This window comes from Amycolatopsis sp. NPDC051903, from assembly GCF_044452505.1.
Lineage (GTDB): Bacteria > Actinomycetota > Actinomycetes > Mycobacteriales > Pseudonocardiaceae > Amycolatopsis.
This window is the reverse complement of record NZ_JBITBT010000063.1, coordinates 1-17,844: the sequence shown is the minus strand read 5'-3', so window position 1 is coordinate 17,844 and position 17,844 is coordinate 1. Positions and strand designations below refer to the sequence as shown.

Below are 17,844 nucleotides of genomic sequence, written 5' to 3'. Positions count from 1 at the left end.
GCAGGCGGGTGGCGATGTTCCGCGCGGGAGGTTCCGGACCGCGCTGCTGCGGGGAACGGGCTTCCGGGCGGAGTCGCGATGAACCAGCCGAACTGCCCCACGGTCGATCTGGGGAGGACGGCCGCGCGGCGAGGTCGCCGGAATTGTCGGGGCCCGCACCTACCATGGCGGCCACATCCGAGGGAGGTGTGCGATGCGGGACGCGGTGCTCGAAGCGGCGAGGTTCCTCGCGGCCGGACGCATGCGGCAGCTCACGCTCGAGGACGTGGCCGACCACGTCCGGTACAGCCCGTTCCACCTGGCGCGCGCGTTCGAGCGGCAGGTCGGCCTGCCTCCGGGCAAGTTCCTCGCCGCGCAGCGGTTCCAGCTCGCCAAGGAGCTGCTGCTGGACACCGGCGAAAAGGTCGTCGACATCTGCCACGAGGTCGGGTTCTCCGCGCCCGGCACGTTCACGACGCGGTTCACCGCGGCGGTCGGGGTGAGCCCGCTCCGCTTCCGGCAGCTGCCCGACCTGCTCGCCGACCACCCACCGGCTCCGGTCCGGGTGCCCGGTGCGGACTGCATGGGCGGAGCGGTCACCGGCCGCGCGCTGCTGAGCCCGGCCGCACTCGCCGCGCTGGACGGCGGCCCGGCGGTCTACGTCGGGTTGTTCGCCGCGTCGGCAGCGCGCGGCCTCCCGGTCAGCGGCGCGCTTCTCGGGCCCGACCTGGAGTTCGCGCTCACCGGCGTGCCACCGGGCACCTACCGGCTGCTGGCCTGCGCTCTGCCGGCGGCCGCCGATCCGCACGGGCAGCTCGTGCCGAGCGTCCAGGCGGTCGGCTCGGCCCCGCGCCCGGTGCGGATCCGACCTGGCCCGGTGCCGCTGCGCCAGGACGTCCGGCTCGACCTGGCACCGTCGTGGTCGCCTCCGGTGCTGGTCGCGCTGCCTCCGCTGGCCTCGGCAGGAGCGCAAGAATGGAGAAGCGGCTCCCGTCCGGCGCGGATACGTTGAGCGGGTCAGGGGACGGAGGCAGGGAGCAGGCATGCCTGGAGTTCGAGTACTGGTCGGCACGCGCAAGGGCGCGTTCATCCTCACCTCGGACGAGGACCGCACGCACTGGGAGGTGGACGGCCCGCACTTCGGCGGCTGGGAGGTCTACCACCTCGCGGGTTCGCCCGCGGACCCCGACCGGCTGTACGCGTCGCAGTCCACGTCGTGGTTCGGGCAGCTGATCCAGCGCTCCGACGACGGCGGCAAGACCTGGCACCAGGTCGACCACGACTTCACCTACGAGGGCGGCGCCGGCGAGCACCTCTGGTACGACGGCACGCCCAAGCCGTGGGAGTTCACCCGGATCTGGCACCTGGAACCGTCGCTCACCGACCCGGACACGGTGTACGCGGGAGCGCAAGACGCTGCGCTGTACCGCAGTACCGACGGCGGGAAGCACTGGCGGGAACTCACCGGGCTGCGCAACCACACTTCCGGACCGGGCTGGCAGCCGGGCGCGGGCGGATTGTGCCTGCACACGATCATCCTCGACCCGCGGAACTCGGAACGGATGTTCACCGCGATCTCCGCGGCCGGTGCGTTCCGCAGCGACGACAGCGGCGAAACCTGGCAGCCGATCAACCGCGGGCTGCACTCCGACGGCATCCCGGACCCGGACGCCGAGGTCGGGCACTGCGTGCACCGGATCGCACTGCACCCGTCGCGGCCCGACGTGCTGTTCATGCAGAAGCACTGGGACGTGATGCGCTCCGACGACGCCGGCGAGCACTGGCGCGAAATCAGTGGCAACCTGCCGAGCGACTTCGGGTTCCCGATCGCGGTGCACCCGCACGAACCGGAAACCGTGTACGTGGTCCCGATCCACAGCGACTCCGAACACTACCCACCCGAGGGCAAGCTGCGCGTGTACCGCAGCCGCACCGGCGGCGACGAATGGGAACCGCTCACCACCGGCCTGCCGCAGCAGGACTGCTACGTGAACGTCCTGCGCGACGCGATGGCCGTCGACACCCTCGACGAGGCAGGCATCTACTTCGGCACCACCGGCGGCCAGGTCTACGCGTCGCGCGACGCGGGCGAGAACTGGGCCCCGATCGTGCGCGACCTGCCCGCGGTGTGCTCGGTCGAGGTGCAGACCCTGCGATGACGACCGTCGTCCGCGTCAAGCTGCCCACGCACCTGCGCCGCCTGGCGAAGGTCGACGGCGAAATCCGCCTGCCGGTCGAGGACCCGCCGACGCGCGAGACCCTGCTGGACGCCTTGGAACGCACCTACCCCCAGTTGCGCGGCACCGTCCGCGACACGACCACCGGCAAGCGCCGCGCGTTCGTCCGGTTCTTCGCCTGCGAGGAAGACCTGTCGAACAGCGCCCCCGACACCGAACTACCCGCACCGGTGCAGTCGGGAGCCGAACCGTTCCTGATCATCGGCGCCATGGCCGGCGGCTGACCACGAACCACCACCGCGGGGAGAGTCTCCCTGGCCTCGGTGCGTCCTGGGGGCGCACCGAGGCCAGGAGCTCGTTCGGGCTCCCCCAGCACGATCTGCGCACACCGTTCCGAGCGCCACCGCGGCCGAAGCCCCCTCCGGACGCGGAACCTCGTTGCCACGGACGCAGGACTCGACGCCCGTCGGTGACCATTCACTCAAGGTCGATGGCGCGCGGATGTCGTGGTTCGTAGATTCCCACCTTGCTGCCGCCGGGTAGCCGGAACCCACTCAGGCGCCCCCACCGCTCTTCACTGACGGCCGTGCAGACGACTCCGCCGGCCGCCAGCTCGGCCATCGTGGCTTCCAAGTCGTCGCACATGAAGTACAACTCGTGCGACGGCGATCCATCGCCAGGATGCACGGCGATCTCAGCCGGCGGAAGTTTGAAGATCAGCCACCCGCCGCCCGCGTCGACGTGCCGGTAGCCGAGTACATCGCGAAAAAAGGACCGATCCGCTTCGGCATCGTGGCTGTAGATGATCACATGGGCTCCACAAATGGACATTCAGATACGGTCGCACACACCTGGGCAGGAAACGACCCTTCGGAGCTCGGCAATCGGACGATCGGGTGCCACAGCTCGTCGAGCCGGCCAGCCCAGCCAATGACTCGACGAAAGCGAGCGCGGTGGCGACGCCGAGCAGGTCGCCGGAGCGTGAGGTCCCGGGCGCGAGAGTGCGCCGGGGGCGTCGAATCGGGTGGAGTGCGCGATTATGATCACGTGATCAGGACTTTACAATATCTTTGGTGTTTTCACTTGTTCCTCTTACCATTTATGCCATGCGGGCAGCCTCGTAAACTCTTCCCACCAGCGGTCCGATGAACACACGAACTGTGTTCATTCAATGTCATTCGCACGTTACCCAAGGTTCACCTGGTAAGCCCTGTCGATTCCACGGCTTGTAGTTAGGTTTCTTCAAGCCGCAGATCACATTAGAGGGTCCGAATGCACAAATCCGCTCGTAATACGCGGAGATCAACAACTGTTTCGACGAGGTCGTCGCCTGTGACGGGCTGAACCTCGATGTCGCGGCTGGGTCCGCTCGAGTGGGACGAGACCGGTCGGACGATGCCGCGACAGGTGTTGCGTGCGCTGCGGAGCCCGATCGCGGCGACCTGGAGACCCCCAGCCGGCGTGCTCTGACCGGCTTGGTCTGCCGGCTCCACGTCACCCCGGGCGGGTGGTAGGTCGCCGATGGTCGCGAACTTCAGGCGGCCGGCAGCTTTCGCGGTCGGTGTCCCCACGGGTGGTGCGCCCGACCCTCTGCGGAAGTTCGGAATGTGCCGGTTCGGCGCTCTGGACGGTCTGCTCGCCCCGGTAGGAAGGGAAAGGTATGCAAGTTACGAGACAACGCAGAGAAAGCTCAGGAGTCCGGTTCGGGCTCTCGCGCCGGAACGGCCGGCGGCTCCGCACCGTGGTGGCCGGTCTGGCCGGTGTTCTCACGATCGGCACGGGAGCGGCCGCCGCCACCACGGTGCCGCTGGGCGACAACCAGGTCGGTACGCAGTACCGCAACGGGCTGCAGGTCTCCGACAACCAGCTCATCAACCCGATCGGTACCCGGTTGATGACCCAGTTCGGCAAGTTCATGGGCTCGACGGTCAGCCCCGACGGACGGTTCCTCGCGGCGAGCAGCACCGACAAGTCGGTGGCTCTGCAGGTCTTCGACCTCAAGAGCTACAAGCTGATCTGGACGGTGGGCACCGCCTCCGCGGTCAACCAGAAGCTCTCCGACGGCTCCGTCGGGCAAGAGGGGCCGACCTACTCGCCGGACGGCAAGTTCCTCTGGCTGCCCGAGCAGGACGCCATCACCCGGTTCCCGGTCAACGCCGACGGCACCCTCGGCACGCCGGCCCGCTTCCCGATCCCGACGTCGGGCACCCACCTTTCGGGTAACGACCGCAGTACGGTGGCCAACTCCGCGCTGGTCGGCCAGCTCAAGTACTCGCCGGACGGCTCCACGCTGTACGCCGCGCTCAACGGGCAGAACACGGTCGCGGCGCTCAACCCCACCACCGGCGCGCTCGAGCGGACCTGGCACGTCGGTATCGCGCCCCGCGAGCTCGCGTTCGTCGGCAACACGCTCTACGTGAGCGACGAGGGTGGCCGCCAGGCCCAGGCCGGCGACACGACGATGGACTCGTACGGCACCCAGGTGCCCGCCAACGGCTACACCGGCGCCTCGACGACCGGCACCGTCAGCGTCATCACCACCGCGAACCCGGGGGCGGCGGTCGGCTCGATCGCGGTCGGGCTGCACCCCACCGCGATGTACGTCAAGAACAACGCGTTGTTCGTCGCCAACACCGGCAGCGACACCGTCTCGGTCGTCGACACCACCAAGGGTCAGGTCGTGCAGACGATCGACACCAAGCCGTGGCCGTCGTCCGATGCCGGCTACGAGCCCACCGGCATCGCGCTGACCACCGACGGGCACCTGCTGGTGACCCTCGGCCGGGCGAACGCTGTCGCGGTCTACCGCTACGACGGCGCGCCGCAGCAGCCGGTGAGCTACCTCGGCCTGCTGCCGACGGACTACTACCCGTCGGACGTGGCGACGGCCGGCGGCCAGATCGTGGTCACCAACACCCGTGGTGTCGACGCGCTCGGCCCGGCCATCACGACGTCCAAGGGACCGGGCACCGTCCCGGTGACCGGCCACGACACGCACAGCACCACCGCGTCGCTGACCCGCTTCACCATGCCGAGTGACAACGACATCGCCGGCAAGTACACCGACGCGGTTTTCGCCCAGAACGGCTGGGGCAAGAACGACGTCCAGCAGGCCAAGGGTGGCAAAGCGGCGGCCGTGCCGGTGCCGGCCCGGATCGGCGATCCGTCGACGATCAAGCACGTCTTCCTGCTCATCAACGAGAACCGCACCTACGACCAGATCCTCGGCGACATGAAACAGGGCAACGGTGATCCGACCCTGACGCAGTTCGGTGCGAAGACCACACCGAACCAGCACGCGCTGGCCACGCAGTTCGGCCTCTACGACAACACCTACGACCCCGCGACGAACTCCGCCGAAGGCCACAACTGGCTCATGGAGGGTGACAACCCCGAGTACACCGAATCCTCGGCCGGTGAGTACCAGCGCAGCTACGACACCGAAGAGGACGTCCTCGGTCACCAGCGTGCCGGTTTCCTGTGGACCGGGGTCGAGGACGCCGGCAAGACGGCCAGGAACTACGGCGAGTTCGAGTACATGGAGGGCAGGCCGTCGGGCAGCTGGCAGCAGTACTACTGCGCGGCCACGAGCGTCCAGAACGGTGGCGATGCCGGCCAGCTGACCGCCCCCGCGCTGAAGGGCAACTACGGCTCGGCGATCCCGTCGTTGAACGCGATCGCCGACCCGCAGTCCCCGCCGTTCGACCTCTCGATCCCGGACATCTACCGCTACCAGACGTGGAAGCAGGACTTCGAGAAGAACGGTCCGGCCAACCTGAACATGGTGTGGCTGTCCAGCGACCACACCGGCGGGCCGACCACTTCGGAGTCGGGTGTGGCCGACGGCGACCTCGCCATCGGCCAGATCGTCGACACGATCTCGCACAGCCAGTACTGGAAGGACTCGGCCATCTTCGTGGTCGACGACGACAGCCAGGACGGTGCCGACCACGTCGACGGACACCGCGCCCCGGTCCAGGTGATCAGCCCGTACGCGGTGCACGGCAAGACCGTGAGCACCTACTACTCGCAGATCAGCATGGTCCGCACCATCGAGCAGATGCTCGGCGCGCAGCCGCTCAACGAGAAGCTCGCGGCGGCCACGCCGATGGTCGACGCGTTCACCACCAAGCCCGACTACACGCCGTTCACCGCGGTGCGGAACCAGGTTCCGCTCACCGAGGGCATCGCCACCGCGCCGTCGTGCGGTCTCGACACCCTGGGCCAGACGGGCGCCGCGGCGGCCGCGTTGAACAAGGCCGAGGCGCAGAAGGTCGCGGTACCGGCGGACATGCAGGCCACCGCCGCCGCGTGGCAGACCTGGCTCGCCGGCCAGCACACCACCGGCAACGGCGCGATCCCGGACTACTCGAACCCCGAGCAGATGAACCGCTACACCTGGTACCAAACCCACCAGTGGAAGACGCCCTACCCGGGCGACCCGAAGATCTACCCACCGAACCAGGTGCCCGGCGCCTACCTCCCCGGCCCGGACACCAACTGACGAGTCAGCGGTGACAACTCGACAGCTGCACGACGCGACGGCCCGCCGGACATCCGGCGGGCCGTTCGCGTTCCGCCTGGTCTGCCCGCTGATCCTCGACTGGCGCGGCGAACCGAAAGTCGCGCAGGGGCAACTGCGCGATCTCTGCGGGCGCACCCTGTTCGCCGTGGTGGACATCGCTCCCGCGACGGCGGGCGGCATGGCGTTGGCAAGCCTGCCGGAGATCGAATGTTCGCTCTGGCGCAACGCTTGATCATCGGGCTGCTCAACGTGGAGCGGACGCCGCCTCGAGACATCGAACCAAGTGGTCGCCCCTTTCGATGGGGAGTGCAAGAATCCCCAACCTGAGACGAAGGACCGACACTGCGGGCTGCGACCTCGGCCTGCCTGCCGCGGGCTGAGGGGACGATGTGGGATCTGCTGCACGCATGGCGTGAATGGCTCGCCGGCCACGACACCGCGCAGCTGCGGGTGTTCGGGATCGCGATCCTGTGGTGGGGGCGGCTCGGGAAGACACTCGAGTTCCTGGGCGGGCTCACGGTCGTCATCGACCTGCTGGGCCGCACGAGAATGGCGGCATTCCACACCACCCTGCGGAACAGGCGCACCCAGTTGATCTCGAGGTTGCGACGCTGGCTCGCTCCCCGCCGGAAATCCCCCGTGCGACCAGCGAGGTCGAGGCTCCTCCGTCCGCCTGGACTTCAGGCGTTCCACCTCGTCGGCGCCAGTGCCACGGAGGTGTTCCTCATCGTGCGGTATTTCGAAGGCGGCGGCGGTCCCATCGCATCGACCGTGGTCGTGCTGCTGTCCTTCTCGCTCGTCGCCTACCTGGCCGGTATCGCGCTCGGCGAGGCCGGCTATCTGATCACCTTGGTGCTGCTCACAGCGCTGGCCGCGGCGACGCTCCACCTGCTCAGGCCCCGCGAAAGCCCGGTCGTCACCAGGATGGTGGCGCTCCACACCAGGTTGCGAGGCTGCCGTGCTCAGTTGCGCTCCCGCTGGCAAGGCGCCCGCACTCCCGGCGAGGAACCCCCGTCACCGCAACCAAACCCGCCGCGAGGCGACCCTCCGGCCTTCCGGGCGTTCGTCATCGCGGGCACAGTCGTGATGGGCCTGTTCGTCTTCGTCACAGCGCACTACCACTACGCCCCGCCCAACGACCCCATGCCGGTACCCGTCCTCGTGGTGCTGATAGTGGTCCTCTCCCCCACCATCGGCGGTTTGGTCCTGGGTGGAGGCGGCTACCTGCTGGGCCTGCTGCTGCTCGAAGGGCTGGTGGTCACCACGCTCGGGCACCTCCGAACCCGCGCCGGCCTGGAGTCCCGGCTGAAGTGGATCGGCCTGGCCGTCTTCGTCGCCGGCTTCTCGATGGACCTGCTTTCCTCGTGACCACCCGTCATGTTCACCAGAAGACCCACGGCACCGCCAGGCGTGTGCCCTCGGCACCAGTCCGGATGCCAACGCGGGCAACGGCATCAGGCGTAGCGTCCGGTGAACTGTGAGCCGTCTCCGCAGTGGGTGAAGCGCAAGCCGACGATCGAGCCGTTCTCGACCATCCAGTGCAGGTCGTAGGAGGCGCGGTAGCTGGGTGGCCAGAATGAGGCGAAGTGGCCGTCGGTGTCGACGTACCATTCCCCTTTGGTGGGGTGTCCCCGTTCGACGTAGGTGGTGGCGCCGCTGTGGTCGAAGACCTGTTCGCTGCCGTCGTCGTAGACGAATCGTCCGGCGGTCAAGGCGGCCACCAGGTTTTTCGTGGCCACCTGGTCGCCGTCGGCCGGGCTGAGTGACTCCAGTGATCGAGGCATCGGGATTCCTTTCGGGACTGCTGTGGATGGGGTACGCGAGTGGGCGTTCAGCCGAGCGACGCGGCGACTGAGGCGTGGAGGGCGCGCCAGCTGGCCGCGAACTTGGCGACGCCCTGTCGCTCTAGAGTGTCGTACACGTCGCCGAGGTCGACCCCCGCGGCGGCGACGGCCGCGAGGTCCGCTGCCGCCTCTTTGCTGCGCCCGACGACCTGATCGCCGGACACCTCGCCGTGGTCGGCGAACGCCGAGAGCGTCGCGGGTGGCATCGTGGACACGGTTCCGGGCGTGACGAGACCGGTGACGTATTTGGTGTCCGGAAAGGACGGATCCTTGACACCCGTGGACGCCCACAGGAGTCGCTGCGGCCGGGCGCCGTCGGCGGCAAGGCTCTGCCATCGCGAGGATTCCCACACCGCCGACAAGGCCTCGTGAGCGAGGCGCGCATTGGCCAGGGCAGCGCGGCCGCGCAGTTCTCGGACGCCCAGGGCGTCGAGGCGCAGGTCGACCTCGGTGTCCACTCTGGACACGAACAGCGAGGACACGGAGTGGATGGACGCGAGGTCGTGGCCGTTTTCGCGGGCCTGTTCGAGGCCCTCGACGTACGCCTCGCCGACTTCGGCGCACCGCTGCGCAGAGAAGACCAGGGTCACGTTCACGTTCACGCCGGCTGCGAGGGCACCGGTGACAGCTTTGACGCCGGCTCGCGTGGCGGGGATCTTCACCATGAGGTTCGGCCGGTCGACGAGCTCCCACAGCTGGACCGCCTCCGCGATGGTCGCGTCGGTGTCGGCGGCCAGCTCCGGGCTCACCTCCAGCGACACCCTGCCGTCGACGCCGCCGGTCTTCTCCCAGACCGGACGGAGCACGTCCGCCGCGCGCTGAACGTCCCAGATCGTCAACGCCCGAACGGACTCGGCAACGTCGATTTCGTTGCCGGCCAGTTGTGCCAACTGCGCGGCGTAACGGCCGCTTCGAGTGATGGCGTTGGCGAAGATCGTCGGGTTCGTGGTGACACCCACGACTGAACGGCTTCGCACGAGGCGGTCGAATTCGCCGCTGTCCAGGATGTCGCGGGAGAGCTCGTCCAGCCAGATCGAAACGCCGGCCGCGCTGAGCTTGCGGAGCCGATCACTGTCTTCGCCTTCGTTCACTGCGCTTTCCTCTGTTGTGTGCGCCCCGAAATCGCGGGCACGGATCACGAGGCTGTGGCCCGTTTCGGGAGCTTCCACCCGGGGCGGGGGAAGTGGCAGGTGTAGCCGTTGGGGTACTTCTGCAGGTAGTCCTGGTGCTCGGGCTCGGCCTCCCAGAAGTCACCCGCCGGGGTGACCTCGGTGACGACCTTGCCGGGCCACAGGCCCGACGCGTCGACGTCGGCGATGGTGTCTTCGGCGACGTGCTTCTGCTCGTCGGTGGTGTAGAAGATCGCCGAGCGGTAGCTGGTGCCGATGTCGTTGCCCTGGCGGTTCTTCGTGGACGGGTCGTGGACCTGGAAGAAGAACTCGAGCAGGGCGCGGAAATCGGTCTGCTCGGGGTCGTAGAGGACCTCGATCGACTCCGCGTGGGTGCCGTGGTTGCGGTAGGTGGCGTTCGGGACGTCGCCGCCGCTGTAGCCGACGCGCGTGGACACGACGCCCGGCTGGTGGCGGAACAGCTCCTCCATCCCCCAGAAGCAGCCGCCGGCGAGGATCGCCTTTTCGGTGGTCACGTCGTCTCCCTACTTGTCGGTGTCACTGGTGAACAGGGTGCGGGCCCGTCCGCGCCCGGCGCGGGTGACGCGCGGGTGACGCACGAGGTGCGGCAACACCGGTGCATGCCGGCCATCCGCCGGCACCAGGTCCAGGCCGTCTGCCACAGACAAACATCCCGGGCACGTCCCGCCCCGCGATCCCGCACCGGTACGCCTTGGCTGCCGTTGCGGTACTAGTTGCGGCCGGCCATCACGCCGCCGTCGACGTCGACGATGGCGCCGGTCATCCAGCTCGACTTGTCCGACAGCAGGAACGACACCGCGTTCGCGATGTCCTCCGGGGCGCCGACCCGTCCCAGCGGGTGGAAGCCGGCGAAGCTGTCGACCGTTTCGTCGAGCTTGTCCTCCGGCACGAAGCCCAGGTACAGGGGCGTCTTGACGACCGCGGGAGCGACCGCGTTGACCCGGATTCCATGGGGCGCCAGCTCGATCGCGAGCGCCTTGGTGAACGAGTGCACGCCGCCCTTCTGCACGGAGTAGCCGGTGTGCGGTGTCGCCGCGATGCCCTGGTGTGCCCACATCGAGCCAACGTTGACGATGGCGCCGCCCTGTCCGCCGGCGACCATGCCCGCGACGACGGTCTGCGTGATGAAGAACAGCGCGCGGTTCAGTTCGTTGTACGAGTCGTAGAAGGCCTCGTCGTACTCACTGAACGCCCTCGGGATGAAGAATCCCGCCGCGTTGACGAGCAGGGTGGCATCCGCGTGTTCGGCTGCGAGCTGCTTGCGGACCTCGGGCACCTGCTCGCGGTCGGTCAGCTCCGCCGTGATGCCCCAGGCCTTTCCCTTCTGCGACAACGCTTCGACTGCGGCCTGGACGCGGCCGGAGTCCCGCCCCGTGATCACGGCGGTGCCACCCCCGGCGACCACCTGGTGGGCCGTGGCCAACCCCATACCGCTGCTGCCGCCGACCACCACGACCTTCTGGCCGTCGAATCTCTCACTCATGCCAGCTTTCCCTTCCTCGCCGAATCCCGACGCCGGGCGGTTCCCGGATCGGGCGGTCAGAACGTTCGTGCCGCGCGGACGGCGGTTCTTACCGAAGGCAGTACCGATACCCACTGCCGTCACGGCGAGAGCTGCACAGGGTCACGCCGCGGGGATGGGTTGTCAGCCGAGGTGCACGGACGGGCGGCGATTACCGACTGGGGCGCGCCTTGACAACGTTGGTCCAGGTAGTCCAGAACAGGGCGACGGATCGTGACAGCAGGGCGAGGACAGTCCGGGCCGCACAGGATCAGCCATGCGCGCGCTGCCCCACGCGGGTCAGGTCACGTCACAAGCCTCGCAAACGTGGCCCCGGCAGTCCAGCTGGCACTCGCACCTCGGGTGGACCAGATAGTCCTCTTTAGTGCATGATGGCGCAGGAGAACAAGGTGCTGTCCGGCGAGCTCAGCGGCTGCCGGCACGTTCCCCGTGCCCCTGGCGCCGCCTGGGCTCGACGCGATGCCAGTGAGCTGTCCCACCAAGACAACAACCAAAGTGGAGTGATCACCATGCCGGCACGTACAGCTCTGATCACCGGCGGCACCAGCGGGATCGGGAAGGCGACCGCCGAGGTTCTGCGCAGCCGCGGTTACCGCGTTGCTGTCACCGGACAACGTCCGGAGAGCGTCGCCCGGGCGCGAGAGGAGCTGCCCGAAGACGTCCTGGTCTTGCAGGCTGACGCGCGCTCGCTCGCTGATACCGACCAGGTCGTGTCCGAGGTCGGAGCCCGATTCGGGAGTCTGACGACGCTGTTCCTGAACGCCGGCGTCAGCCGTCCGATGACGCTGGACGCCTGCGACGAAGCCATTTTCGACGAGGTGTTCGCCGTCAACACCAAAGGGCAGTTCTTCACCCTGGCCAAGGCGCTGCCGCTGCTGTCCGACGGCGCTTCGGTCATCGTCACCGTGGGTATCGGAGCGACGCGCAGCCTGACCGGTAACAGCGTCGCGGCCGGGTCGCACGGCGCGTTGCTGGCCATGATTCCGACGCTTGCCCTCGAACTCGCTCCACGCCGCATCCGGATCAACGCGGTCAGCCCGGGATTCACCGACACCCCGATGACGCGAACCGCGCTCCGCACGGATTCCGATGACGTCCCGGCGACGATGAAGGCGATGGCGGAGAAGAACCCGTTCGGTCGCCTCGGCACGCCCGAGGACATCGCCGGGACCGTCGCGTTCCTGGCTTCGGACGACGCCGCGTACGTCACCGGGCAAGAGATCGTCGTGTCCGGCGGCGCCGGGCTGTCCATCTGACCGGACTACCGGCCTTCGACGGACACACTTGCGTCCCTACCCGATGCCAGCACCTCGTACACGACATGGCCAAATCTCGACGGCCGGCAGGATTCTTCATCCTGCGGGCCGTTGTCGCGTCAACGAGCCGACCGGCGGCGGAGAGCCACGTGATGAAACCCGATTCCCGATTCCGGCTCGTCCCGATGAGGCCGCGCGACCCGAACGAGACCGGACGCGCCGCGTCCACGCTGGAGCTGTTCTTCGACCTCGTCTTCGTCGTCGCCGTGAGCATCGCCGCCGCGCACCTGCACCACGCGCTCACCGAGGGACACGTGGTCGACGGGATCGTCAACTACGGCTTCGTGTTCTTCGGGATCTGGTGGGCCTGGATGAACTTCACCTGGTTCGCCACCTCCTTCGACACCGACGACTGGCTGTACCGGGTGCTCACCATCGTGCAGATGGGCGGCGTGCTCGTTTTCGCCTCCGGCATCGGCCCCGCCTTCGGGGGACACGACTACTCGGTGCTCATCGTCGCCTACGTCGTCATGCGCGTGGCACTCGTCGCCCAGTGGCTGCGCGCGTCCCGGCCGGCGGGCCCCACACGCCGGGCCACGCTCCGCTACGCGGCAGGCATCTCACTGGTCCAAGTCCTGTGGCTGGCCTGCGTGCTGCTTCCCTCCGGGGTGTTCACCGTCGTGCTGATCGTGCTCATCGCCGCGGAACTCGTCGTGCCGATCGTCGCCGAGCGCACCGGGACCACGCCCTGGCACCCGCACCACATCACCGAGCGCTACGGCCTGTTCACCCTCATCGTCCTCGGCGAGAGCCTGCTCGCCGCCACCAACGCGATCATCGAGGCCCTGCACGACGCCGAGTCGCCCGACCGGCTCATCGGTATCGCCGCGCTCACGCTCGTCGCCACGGCGGCCCTGTGGTGGATCTACTTCTGGCCGCCCCACCACCACGCCATCAAGGACGTCGCGGGCTCCCTGGCCTACGTGTACGGGCACTTGTTCATCTTCGCCGCCGCAGGCGCGTTCTCCGCCGGCATCGAGGTCGAGATCGACGTCCTCACCGGGCACACCACACTGCAGCCGCCCCACGCGTCGTTCGCCTACACAATCCCCCTCGCCGTCTTCGTCCTCGGCACCTGGGCCCTCGCGATCAGGCCCCACGCCGACCACGTCGTCAACGCCGCCCTGCCGTCGGCCGGGCTCCTCGTCCTCGTCGACCCCCTCATCCCGGTCCCCTTCGCCCTCACGGCGGCGACCCTCGCCGGGGCCGTCGCCGTGCTCGTCTGGCGGCGGCCGACGGATCGCGACGTCGCCTGAGCACGACGTTGCGAGAAAGCCCGGTAAGGACGAGGCGTTCCGCTGCCGCTGTTAGCCAGCGTCCGAAGACGTGTGACGACGACGAAGGGATGGAAACGGTGCCTCTCGAGGGCGAGTACGAGCCGAGCCCGGTGGAGTACGTCCGTGATCAGGTGGAGTTGTACGAGAGTTCCGGCGGGACGGAGGGGACCATCTCACCCGACGTCGGGTTGCCGGTCATCATCCTGACCACGCGGGGCGCGAAAAGCGGGAAGATCCGCAAGACGCCGCTGATGCGGGTGGCGCACGAGGGGACGTACGTGGCGGTTGCCTCGCAGGGCGGCGCGCCGAAGCATCCGGTGTGGTACTTCAACGTCAAGGGCGATCCGCACGTGGAACTGCAGGACGGCCCGGTCCGGCGGGACATGCGGGCGCGTGAGGTCACCGGCGCGGAGAAGGCCGAGTGGTGGGAGCGCGCGGTCGCCGTGTACCCGTCGTACGCGGAGTACCAGGGACGGACCGACCGGGAGATCCCCGTGTTCGTACTGGAGCCGGTTGAGGGCAACTGACCAGTCTCAGCACGGTGAATTCCGGAACGACCGTCGTGGCGGAGCCTTCCCGAGAAGTCTTCGCTTGGTTCGTGCGAGCTGGCGCCGCAACGGGCTGCCACGGGGACCACAAGCGTCTCGACCATCACAAAGACACGAACCAGGCCGGACTGGGCGGCGCTCCTGGTTGGCGAATCCACCCAACCCACGCCCCCGAGTCGCCGGGGGTCAGTCGACACCTCGATGACGCTCAGGAGGAACGATGAACGAGAAGCCCGGGCCCACGATCCACGAACTCCACGAAGTGGTCGATCTCGAACTTGCCGAGGTCGCCCAGAGCGCCGACCCCGACGGCGACGACGTGCCAGAGCGTGAAGTCTACGAGGCGGAACTACGCAGCTTCCACGACGCTGTTGTGGTCGAGGAGAAGGCTGAGGAGGAACGCACCTCCGAAAGTTGATCGGGCGGCACCGGCGTCGTCTCCGGCCAGGCCGCGGCCCTGGAGAAGCTCCACGCCGACGGCCGCGTCCGCACCATCGGCGTCGCCAACTGCCAGCCCGCCCACCTGCGCCGCGTGATCGACGAAGGCGGCCGGGCCCCTCTGCGCCTTGGTCGCAGAGAGGTGTTCGGTCAGCCGTCGTGGAAGGCTTGCCGGCCGACCGGGTCTGCTTGTGCGTTGCGGAAGGAAGGCTCGGACGAGGCCGCGCGGCGCAGGTGTTCGGCGAGTGCGTCGACCGCCGTCGACGCGGCGCCGTCCTGGACCGCCCAGGCCAGCAGATGGTGGCGGCGGGACCAGGGGTCCTGCAGTTCGCACACGTCGAGGGGCTGGTCGGGATCGATGGCGCGGCGTGGCACGACGGCAAGCCCGACGCCGGCGGCGACGAGGGCGATGAGGACGCTCAGGTTGGCGACGGTGGTGCGGTGGCGCACCACCGGGGCGTGGAGTCCCAGGTGCTTCTCGATCCAGCGGCGCAGCGAGGAGCCGGCGTCGAGGCCGACGAGCGGGTGCTCGGCGACCTCGCTGTAGGTCAGCGCAGTCCGCGCGGCGAGGATCCCTCCGGCCTGGCCGATCACGACGAGGCTGTCGTCGCCGAGGGGCTCCACGCGCAGGCCGCAGCCCTCGGCCTCGTCATCGAGGACGACCCCTAGATCGGCCTCCCCGTCGGCGAGCATCCGCACTGTCTGGGGGGTGCGGCTCTCGGACACGGTGACATCGATTTCCGGGTGAGCGCCGAGGAACGAGATCAGGGCCTGCGGCACGAGCCGGTGCATCGCGGAGCCCCCGCCCAGCAGGACCAGTGGAGCCGTCGGAGACCGGGTGTAGCTCGCGACGGCGTTTTCGAGCCGGACGGTCTGGTCGAGCACGTCGCGTGCGTGGCGGGCCAGGGTCGTCCCCGCCGGCGTGGGACGCACGCCCCGCCGACCGCGGTCCAACAGTGCCACGCCGGCGTGGTTTTCCAGCGAGCGCACTCTGGCGCTGGCCGAGGGCAGGCTCAGGTGCATGCGCTGGGCGCCCGCCGTGATCGACCCCTCCGTGACGATGTGGAGAAAGAGCCGCAGGTCGTCCAAGTCATAACGCATTGCCTCAGCCTAAGCCACAGCCTTAGGCTGAGTACGTTGATTCCGCATTGTGGAAGCGCTGGTCCGTGGCTGATGCTCGGCCGGTGACTGTGTCTTTTCTTCTGCTGCTGGCCGGCGCCGCCGCCGGAGCTCTGAACGCCATCGGGGGCGGCGGAACCTTCGTCGCGCTGCCCGCACTCGTCGCCGCCGGGATGCCGCCGGTGACGGCCAACGCAGTGGCGCGGATCGCCCTCGCACCCGGCGCCGTGGCCAGCGCGTGGGTGGTCCGCCGCGAGCTGACCCCCGTCGGGCGCACGTCCACGAAGGCGCTGACAGCGGTCAGCGTGATCGGCAGTGGAGTCGGTGCCGGCCTGGTGCTGGTGCTGCCCGCATCGTCGTTCGACGCCGCGGCGCCGTGGCTGCTCGCCTTCGCCACAGTGACCCTCGCCTCCGGTCGCCACGTCTCCAGGGCGATGAGCAGGGTGCTGGGCCGCTCGGTTCGCATGAGTTCACGAGCTGTCCTGATCGCCCAGTTCTTCCTCGCGGTGTACGGCGGATACTTCGGCGGAGCCGTAGGCATCCTGACGGTGGCCCTCTGGAGCATCGGCCTCGCCCTTGACACGGCGGTCAGCAACCCGATGCGGATCACCCAGCTCGCGGCCATCTTTCTCAGCTCGAGCGTGCTGTTCCTCATCGCCTCGGACGCACTGCGCGCTCCGCTCCTGCTCGCCGCCATGGTGGTCGGCGCCGTGGCCGGAGGCTTCGCCGGTGCCTACCTGGCCCGCCGTTTTCCCGCCTGGCTGCTGCGAGGCGTCCTCCTGGCAACCGCCGTGATCACGACCGTCCTGTACTTCCTGCGTGGCTGACGACCCGGGAATCCGCGGCGATCTTCAGCAAGCGCGGGAATTGAGGTGGACATGACCGAAAGTGGCGCGGCACCTTACACGGACGCGGCGCGCGCAAGGCTGGTGATGGCCTATGCAGCCTGCGAACTGGCCGACTTCGCGCGTTTCGCCGTCCCGATCGGCGAGCATGAGCTGAACCCCGACGGCACGACCCGTGCGCCAGGCACTGAGCTGGCCCACGCCGCCCGAGTGCTCGCCCTCGCCGAGCGGTTCTTCGAAGCCGCCGTCGTATTCGAACGCGTAGCCGGCGCCGATTGGCAGACGATCGGCGACGTGCTGCAGGTGTCACCCGAGACCGCTCGAGTGCGCTACACGAGGCCCGAAGCCGCCTTCCGGCAACTGCTCTCCCCCGACGAGGCTCGCTCGAGCGGAGCCGCCGGCGAGGTGACCAGCCTGCGGGCCCACCTGGTCGGACAACCGCTGGAATTCGCCCTCGACCTCGACGACTGGGTGCTGCGCCACCGGGACGGCGACCACGACCTCGGCACCGCCCCAGTCTCCGGTGGCTTGGTCCGAGATGAAGCATGAGATCCTGCTGGATCCCGATGACGTGGCCGCCGGGCATGTGGTGCGGTTTCGACGGACCGACCCCGATCGCGTCGTCCGACCACGAGTGCCGGCCCACCCGGAAATCGTCTCCACGGAAACCTTCACTCAGACACAGCTTCTGCGTCGTTCGGAGTCCGCGGGCCGGCTCGCGACCGCGCACAGGGCGGAGCGGGCTGGCCAGACGACCGCGCGTTCGTACTTGCTCCGGGGTCTCGTTCGCCGCGGAGCCTGCGGCCGAAACATACACGGCGCGACAATCAGAACGGGCGCCCACTACCGGTGCACCTCGCGGACCATGGCGCCCGGCTCGAGGAAAATGGCGGATCACCCAACTACGATCCGCGAATCGCGCTGTAGTCGAAGCAATCAACGATGGATCGGCGAATTATGCCGTTCTCTCGGATCTTTGTGACCTTCTTGATATGACAACCAGGACTAAGAGCGTGTCTCGTTTGGATCTTGCGAGGCGAGTTGTCATGATCTTGCGTTGTGATCGACTCACTGTCGCAGCGTCTGGTGCCCGTCTGGTGCCC

The 17,844-nt window shown here is 68.5% G+C and carries 18 protein-coding genes; 12 read left to right on the top strand and 6 right to left on the bottom strand.

The window, feature by feature from the left end:
• Window positions 1–193 precede the first annotated feature (193 nt).
• The 3 genes from ACIA77_RS50475 to ACIA77_RS50465 are packed head-to-tail and all read left to right on the top strand — an operon-like array spanning window position 194 to window position 2,440.
• On the top strand, window positions 194–991 hold the full coding sequence (locus ACIA77_RS50475) for a helix-turn-helix transcriptional regulator (protein ID WP_395893381.1): 798 nt from the start codon (window positions 194–196) through the stop codon (window positions 989–991).
• 31 nt (window positions 992–1,022) lie between these two features.
• Window positions 1,023–2,138 (top strand): WD40/YVTN/BNR-like repeat-containing protein, encoded by a 1,116-nt coding sequence (locus ACIA77_RS50470; protein ID WP_395893380.1) that lies wholly within the window; start codon window positions 1,023–1,025, stop codon window positions 2,136–2,138.
• Window positions 2,135–2,440, top strand: a complete 306-nt coding sequence (locus tag ACIA77_RS50465; RefSeq protein ID WP_395893379.1) for a MoaD/ThiS family protein — start codon at window positions 2,135–2,137, stop codon at window positions 2,438–2,440. Before ACIA77_RS50470 ends, ACIA77_RS50465 begins: the two co-directional genes overlap by 4 nt.
• Window positions 2,441–2,633: 193 nt before the next feature.
• On the opposite strand, the gene ACIA77_RS50460 is transcribed toward ACIA77_RS50465, so the two are convergent.
• Entirely contained in the window at window positions 2,634–2,966 is a 333-nt protein-coding gene (locus ACIA77_RS50460) for a VOC family protein (RefSeq protein ID WP_395893378.1), read from the bottom strand.
• A gap of 931 nt (window positions 2,967–3,897) precedes the next feature.
• On the opposite strand from ACIA77_RS50460, the gene ACIA77_RS50455 reads away from it, so the two are divergent.
• From ACIA77_RS50455 to ACIA77_RS50445, 3 genes are all read left to right on the top strand, one after another.
• A complete protein-coding gene (locus tag ACIA77_RS50455) occupies window positions 3,898–6,660 on the top strand; it encodes an alkaline phosphatase family protein (RefSeq protein ID WP_395893377.1) in 2,763 nt (920 codons plus the stop codon).
• Window positions 6,661–6,670: 10 nt separating this feature from the next.
• Window positions 6,671–6,913, top strand: coding sequence for a hypothetical protein (locus ACIA77_RS50450; protein WP_395893376.1), 243 nt, complete (start codon window positions 6,671–6,673; stop codon window positions 6,911–6,913).
• A gap of 155 nt (window positions 6,914–7,068) precedes the next feature.
• Window positions 7,069–8,049, top strand: a complete 981-nt coding sequence (locus ACIA77_RS50445; RefSeq protein ID WP_395893375.1) for a hypothetical protein — start codon at window positions 7,069–7,071, stop codon at window positions 8,047–8,049.
• Window positions 8,050–8,135: 86 nt separating this feature from the next.
• Here ACIA77_RS50445 and ACIA77_RS50440 read toward each other — a convergent pair whose 3' ends face one another.
• The 4 genes from ACIA77_RS50440 to ACIA77_RS50425 all read right to left on the bottom strand — a co-directional run bounded on the left by ACIA77_RS50440 (window position 8,136) and on the right by ACIA77_RS50425 (window position 11,159).
• Window positions 8,136–8,465: a hypothetical protein gene (locus ACIA77_RS50440; protein ID WP_395893374.1), complete on the bottom strand. Its 330-nt coding sequence runs from the start codon at window positions 8,463–8,465 to the stop codon at window positions 8,136–8,138.
• A 47-nt stretch (window positions 8,466–8,512) separates the two neighbouring features.
• Window positions 8,513–9,616, bottom strand: coding sequence for a transaldolase (tal, locus tag ACIA77_RS50435; RefSeq protein WP_395893373.1), 1,104 nt, complete (start codon window positions 9,614–9,616; stop codon window positions 8,513–8,515).
• A gap of 44 nt (window positions 9,617–9,660) precedes the next feature.
• On the bottom strand, window positions 9,661–10,170 hold the full coding sequence (gene msrA, locus ACIA77_RS50430; RefSeq protein ID WP_395893372.1) for a peptide-methionine (S)-S-oxide reductase MsrA: 510 nt from the start codon (window positions 10,168–10,170) through the stop codon (window positions 9,661–9,663).
• 215 nt (window positions 10,171–10,385) lie between these two features.
• Entirely contained in the window at window positions 10,386–11,159 is a 774-nt protein-coding gene (locus ACIA77_RS50425; RefSeq protein ID WP_395893371.1) for an SDR family NAD(P)-dependent oxidoreductase, read from the bottom strand.
• A 407-nt stretch (window positions 11,160–11,566) separates the two neighbouring features.
• Here ACIA77_RS50425 and ACIA77_RS50420 point away from each other — a divergent pair, with 407 nt between their 5' ends.
• The 4 genes from ACIA77_RS50420 to ACIA77_RS50405 all read left to right on the top strand — a co-directional run bounded on the left by ACIA77_RS50420 (window position 11,567) and on the right by ACIA77_RS50405 (window position 14,757).
• Complete coding sequence (locus tag ACIA77_RS50420) at window positions 11,567–12,454, top strand: SDR family oxidoreductase (RefSeq protein WP_395893370.1); 888 nt, start codon at window positions 11,567–11,569, stop codon at window positions 12,452–12,454.
• Between the two features lie 152 nt (window positions 12,455–12,606).
• A complete protein-coding gene (locus ACIA77_RS50415; protein ID WP_395893369.1) occupies window positions 12,607–13,770 on the top strand; it encodes a low temperature requirement protein A in 1,164 nt (387 codons plus the stop codon).
• A gap of 98 nt (window positions 13,771–13,868) precedes the next feature.
• Window positions 13,869–14,318: a nitroreductase family deazaflavin-dependent oxidoreductase gene (locus ACIA77_RS50410; protein ID WP_395893396.1), complete on the top strand. Its 450-nt coding sequence runs from the start codon at window positions 13,869–13,871 to the stop codon at window positions 14,316–14,318.
• 241 nt (window positions 14,319–14,559) lie between these two features.
• Window positions 14,560–14,757, top strand: coding sequence for a hypothetical protein (locus ACIA77_RS50405; RefSeq protein WP_395893368.1), 198 nt, complete (start codon window positions 14,560–14,562; stop codon window positions 14,755–14,757).
• 170 nt (window positions 14,758–14,927) lie between these two features.
• On the opposite strand, the gene ACIA77_RS50400 is transcribed toward ACIA77_RS50405, so the two are convergent.
• A complete protein-coding gene (locus ACIA77_RS50400) occupies window positions 14,928–15,878 on the bottom strand; it encodes a LysR family transcriptional regulator (RefSeq protein WP_395893367.1) in 951 nt (316 codons plus the stop codon).
• A gap of 83 nt (window positions 15,879–15,961) precedes the next feature.
• On the opposite strand from ACIA77_RS50400, the gene ACIA77_RS50395 reads away from it, so the two are divergent.
• Together ACIA77_RS50395 and ACIA77_RS50390 are read left to right on the top strand one after the other, a co-directional pair.
• Entirely contained in the window at window positions 15,962–16,723 is a 762-nt protein-coding gene (locus ACIA77_RS50395) for a sulfite exporter TauE/SafE family protein (RefSeq protein WP_395893366.1), read from the top strand.
• Between the two features lie 45 nt (window positions 16,724–16,768).
• Complete coding sequence (locus tag ACIA77_RS50390; RefSeq protein WP_395893365.1) at window positions 16,769–17,290, top strand: hypothetical protein; 522 nt, start codon at window positions 16,769–16,771, stop codon at window positions 17,288–17,290.
• The last annotated feature ends 554 nt before the right edge of the window (window positions 17,291–17,844 follow it).

What these genes read in the sequence shown, in the direction of transcription:
- ACIA77_RS50475 (WP_395893381.1), top strand. Translation starts at nt 194, where the DNA reads ATGCGGGACGCGGTGCTCGAAGCGGCGAGGTTCCTCGCGGCCGGACGC.
- ACIA77_RS50470 (WP_395893380.1), top strand. Translation starts at nt 1,023, where the DNA reads ATGCCTGGAGTTCGAGTACTGGTCGGCACGCGCAAGGGCGCGTTCATC.
- ACIA77_RS50465 (WP_395893379.1), top strand. Translation starts at nt 2,135, where the DNA reads ATGACGACCGTCGTCCGCGTCAAGCTGCCCACGCACCTGCGCCGCCTG.
- ACIA77_RS50445 (WP_395893375.1), top strand. Translation starts at nt 7,069, where the DNA reads ATGTGGGATCTGCTGCACGCATGGCGTGAATGGCTCGCCGGCCACGAC.
- ACIA77_RS50440 (WP_395893374.1), bottom strand. Translation starts at nt 8,465, where the DNA reads ATGCCTCGATCACTGGAGTCACTCAGCCCGGCCGACGGCGACCAGGTG.
- ACIA77_RS50425 (WP_395893371.1), bottom strand. Translation starts at nt 11,159, where the DNA reads ATGAGTGAGAGATTCGACGGCCAGAAGGTCGTGGTGGTCGGCGGCAGC.
- ACIA77_RS50420 (WP_395893370.1), top strand. Translation starts at nt 11,567, where the DNA reads ATGATGGCGCAGGAGAACAAGGTGCTGTCCGGCGAGCTCAGCGGCTGC.
- ACIA77_RS50415 (WP_395893369.1), top strand. Translation starts at nt 12,607, where the DNA reads ATGAAACCCGATTCCCGATTCCGGCTCGTCCCGATGAGGCCGCGCGAC.
- ACIA77_RS50405 (WP_395893368.1), top strand. Translation starts at nt 14,560, where the DNA reads ATGAACGAGAAGCCCGGGCCCACGATCCACGAACTCCACGAAGTGGTC.
- ACIA77_RS50400 (WP_395893367.1), bottom strand. Translation starts at nt 15,878, where the DNA reads ATGCGTTATGACTTGGACGACCTGCGGCTCTTTCTCCACATCGTCACG.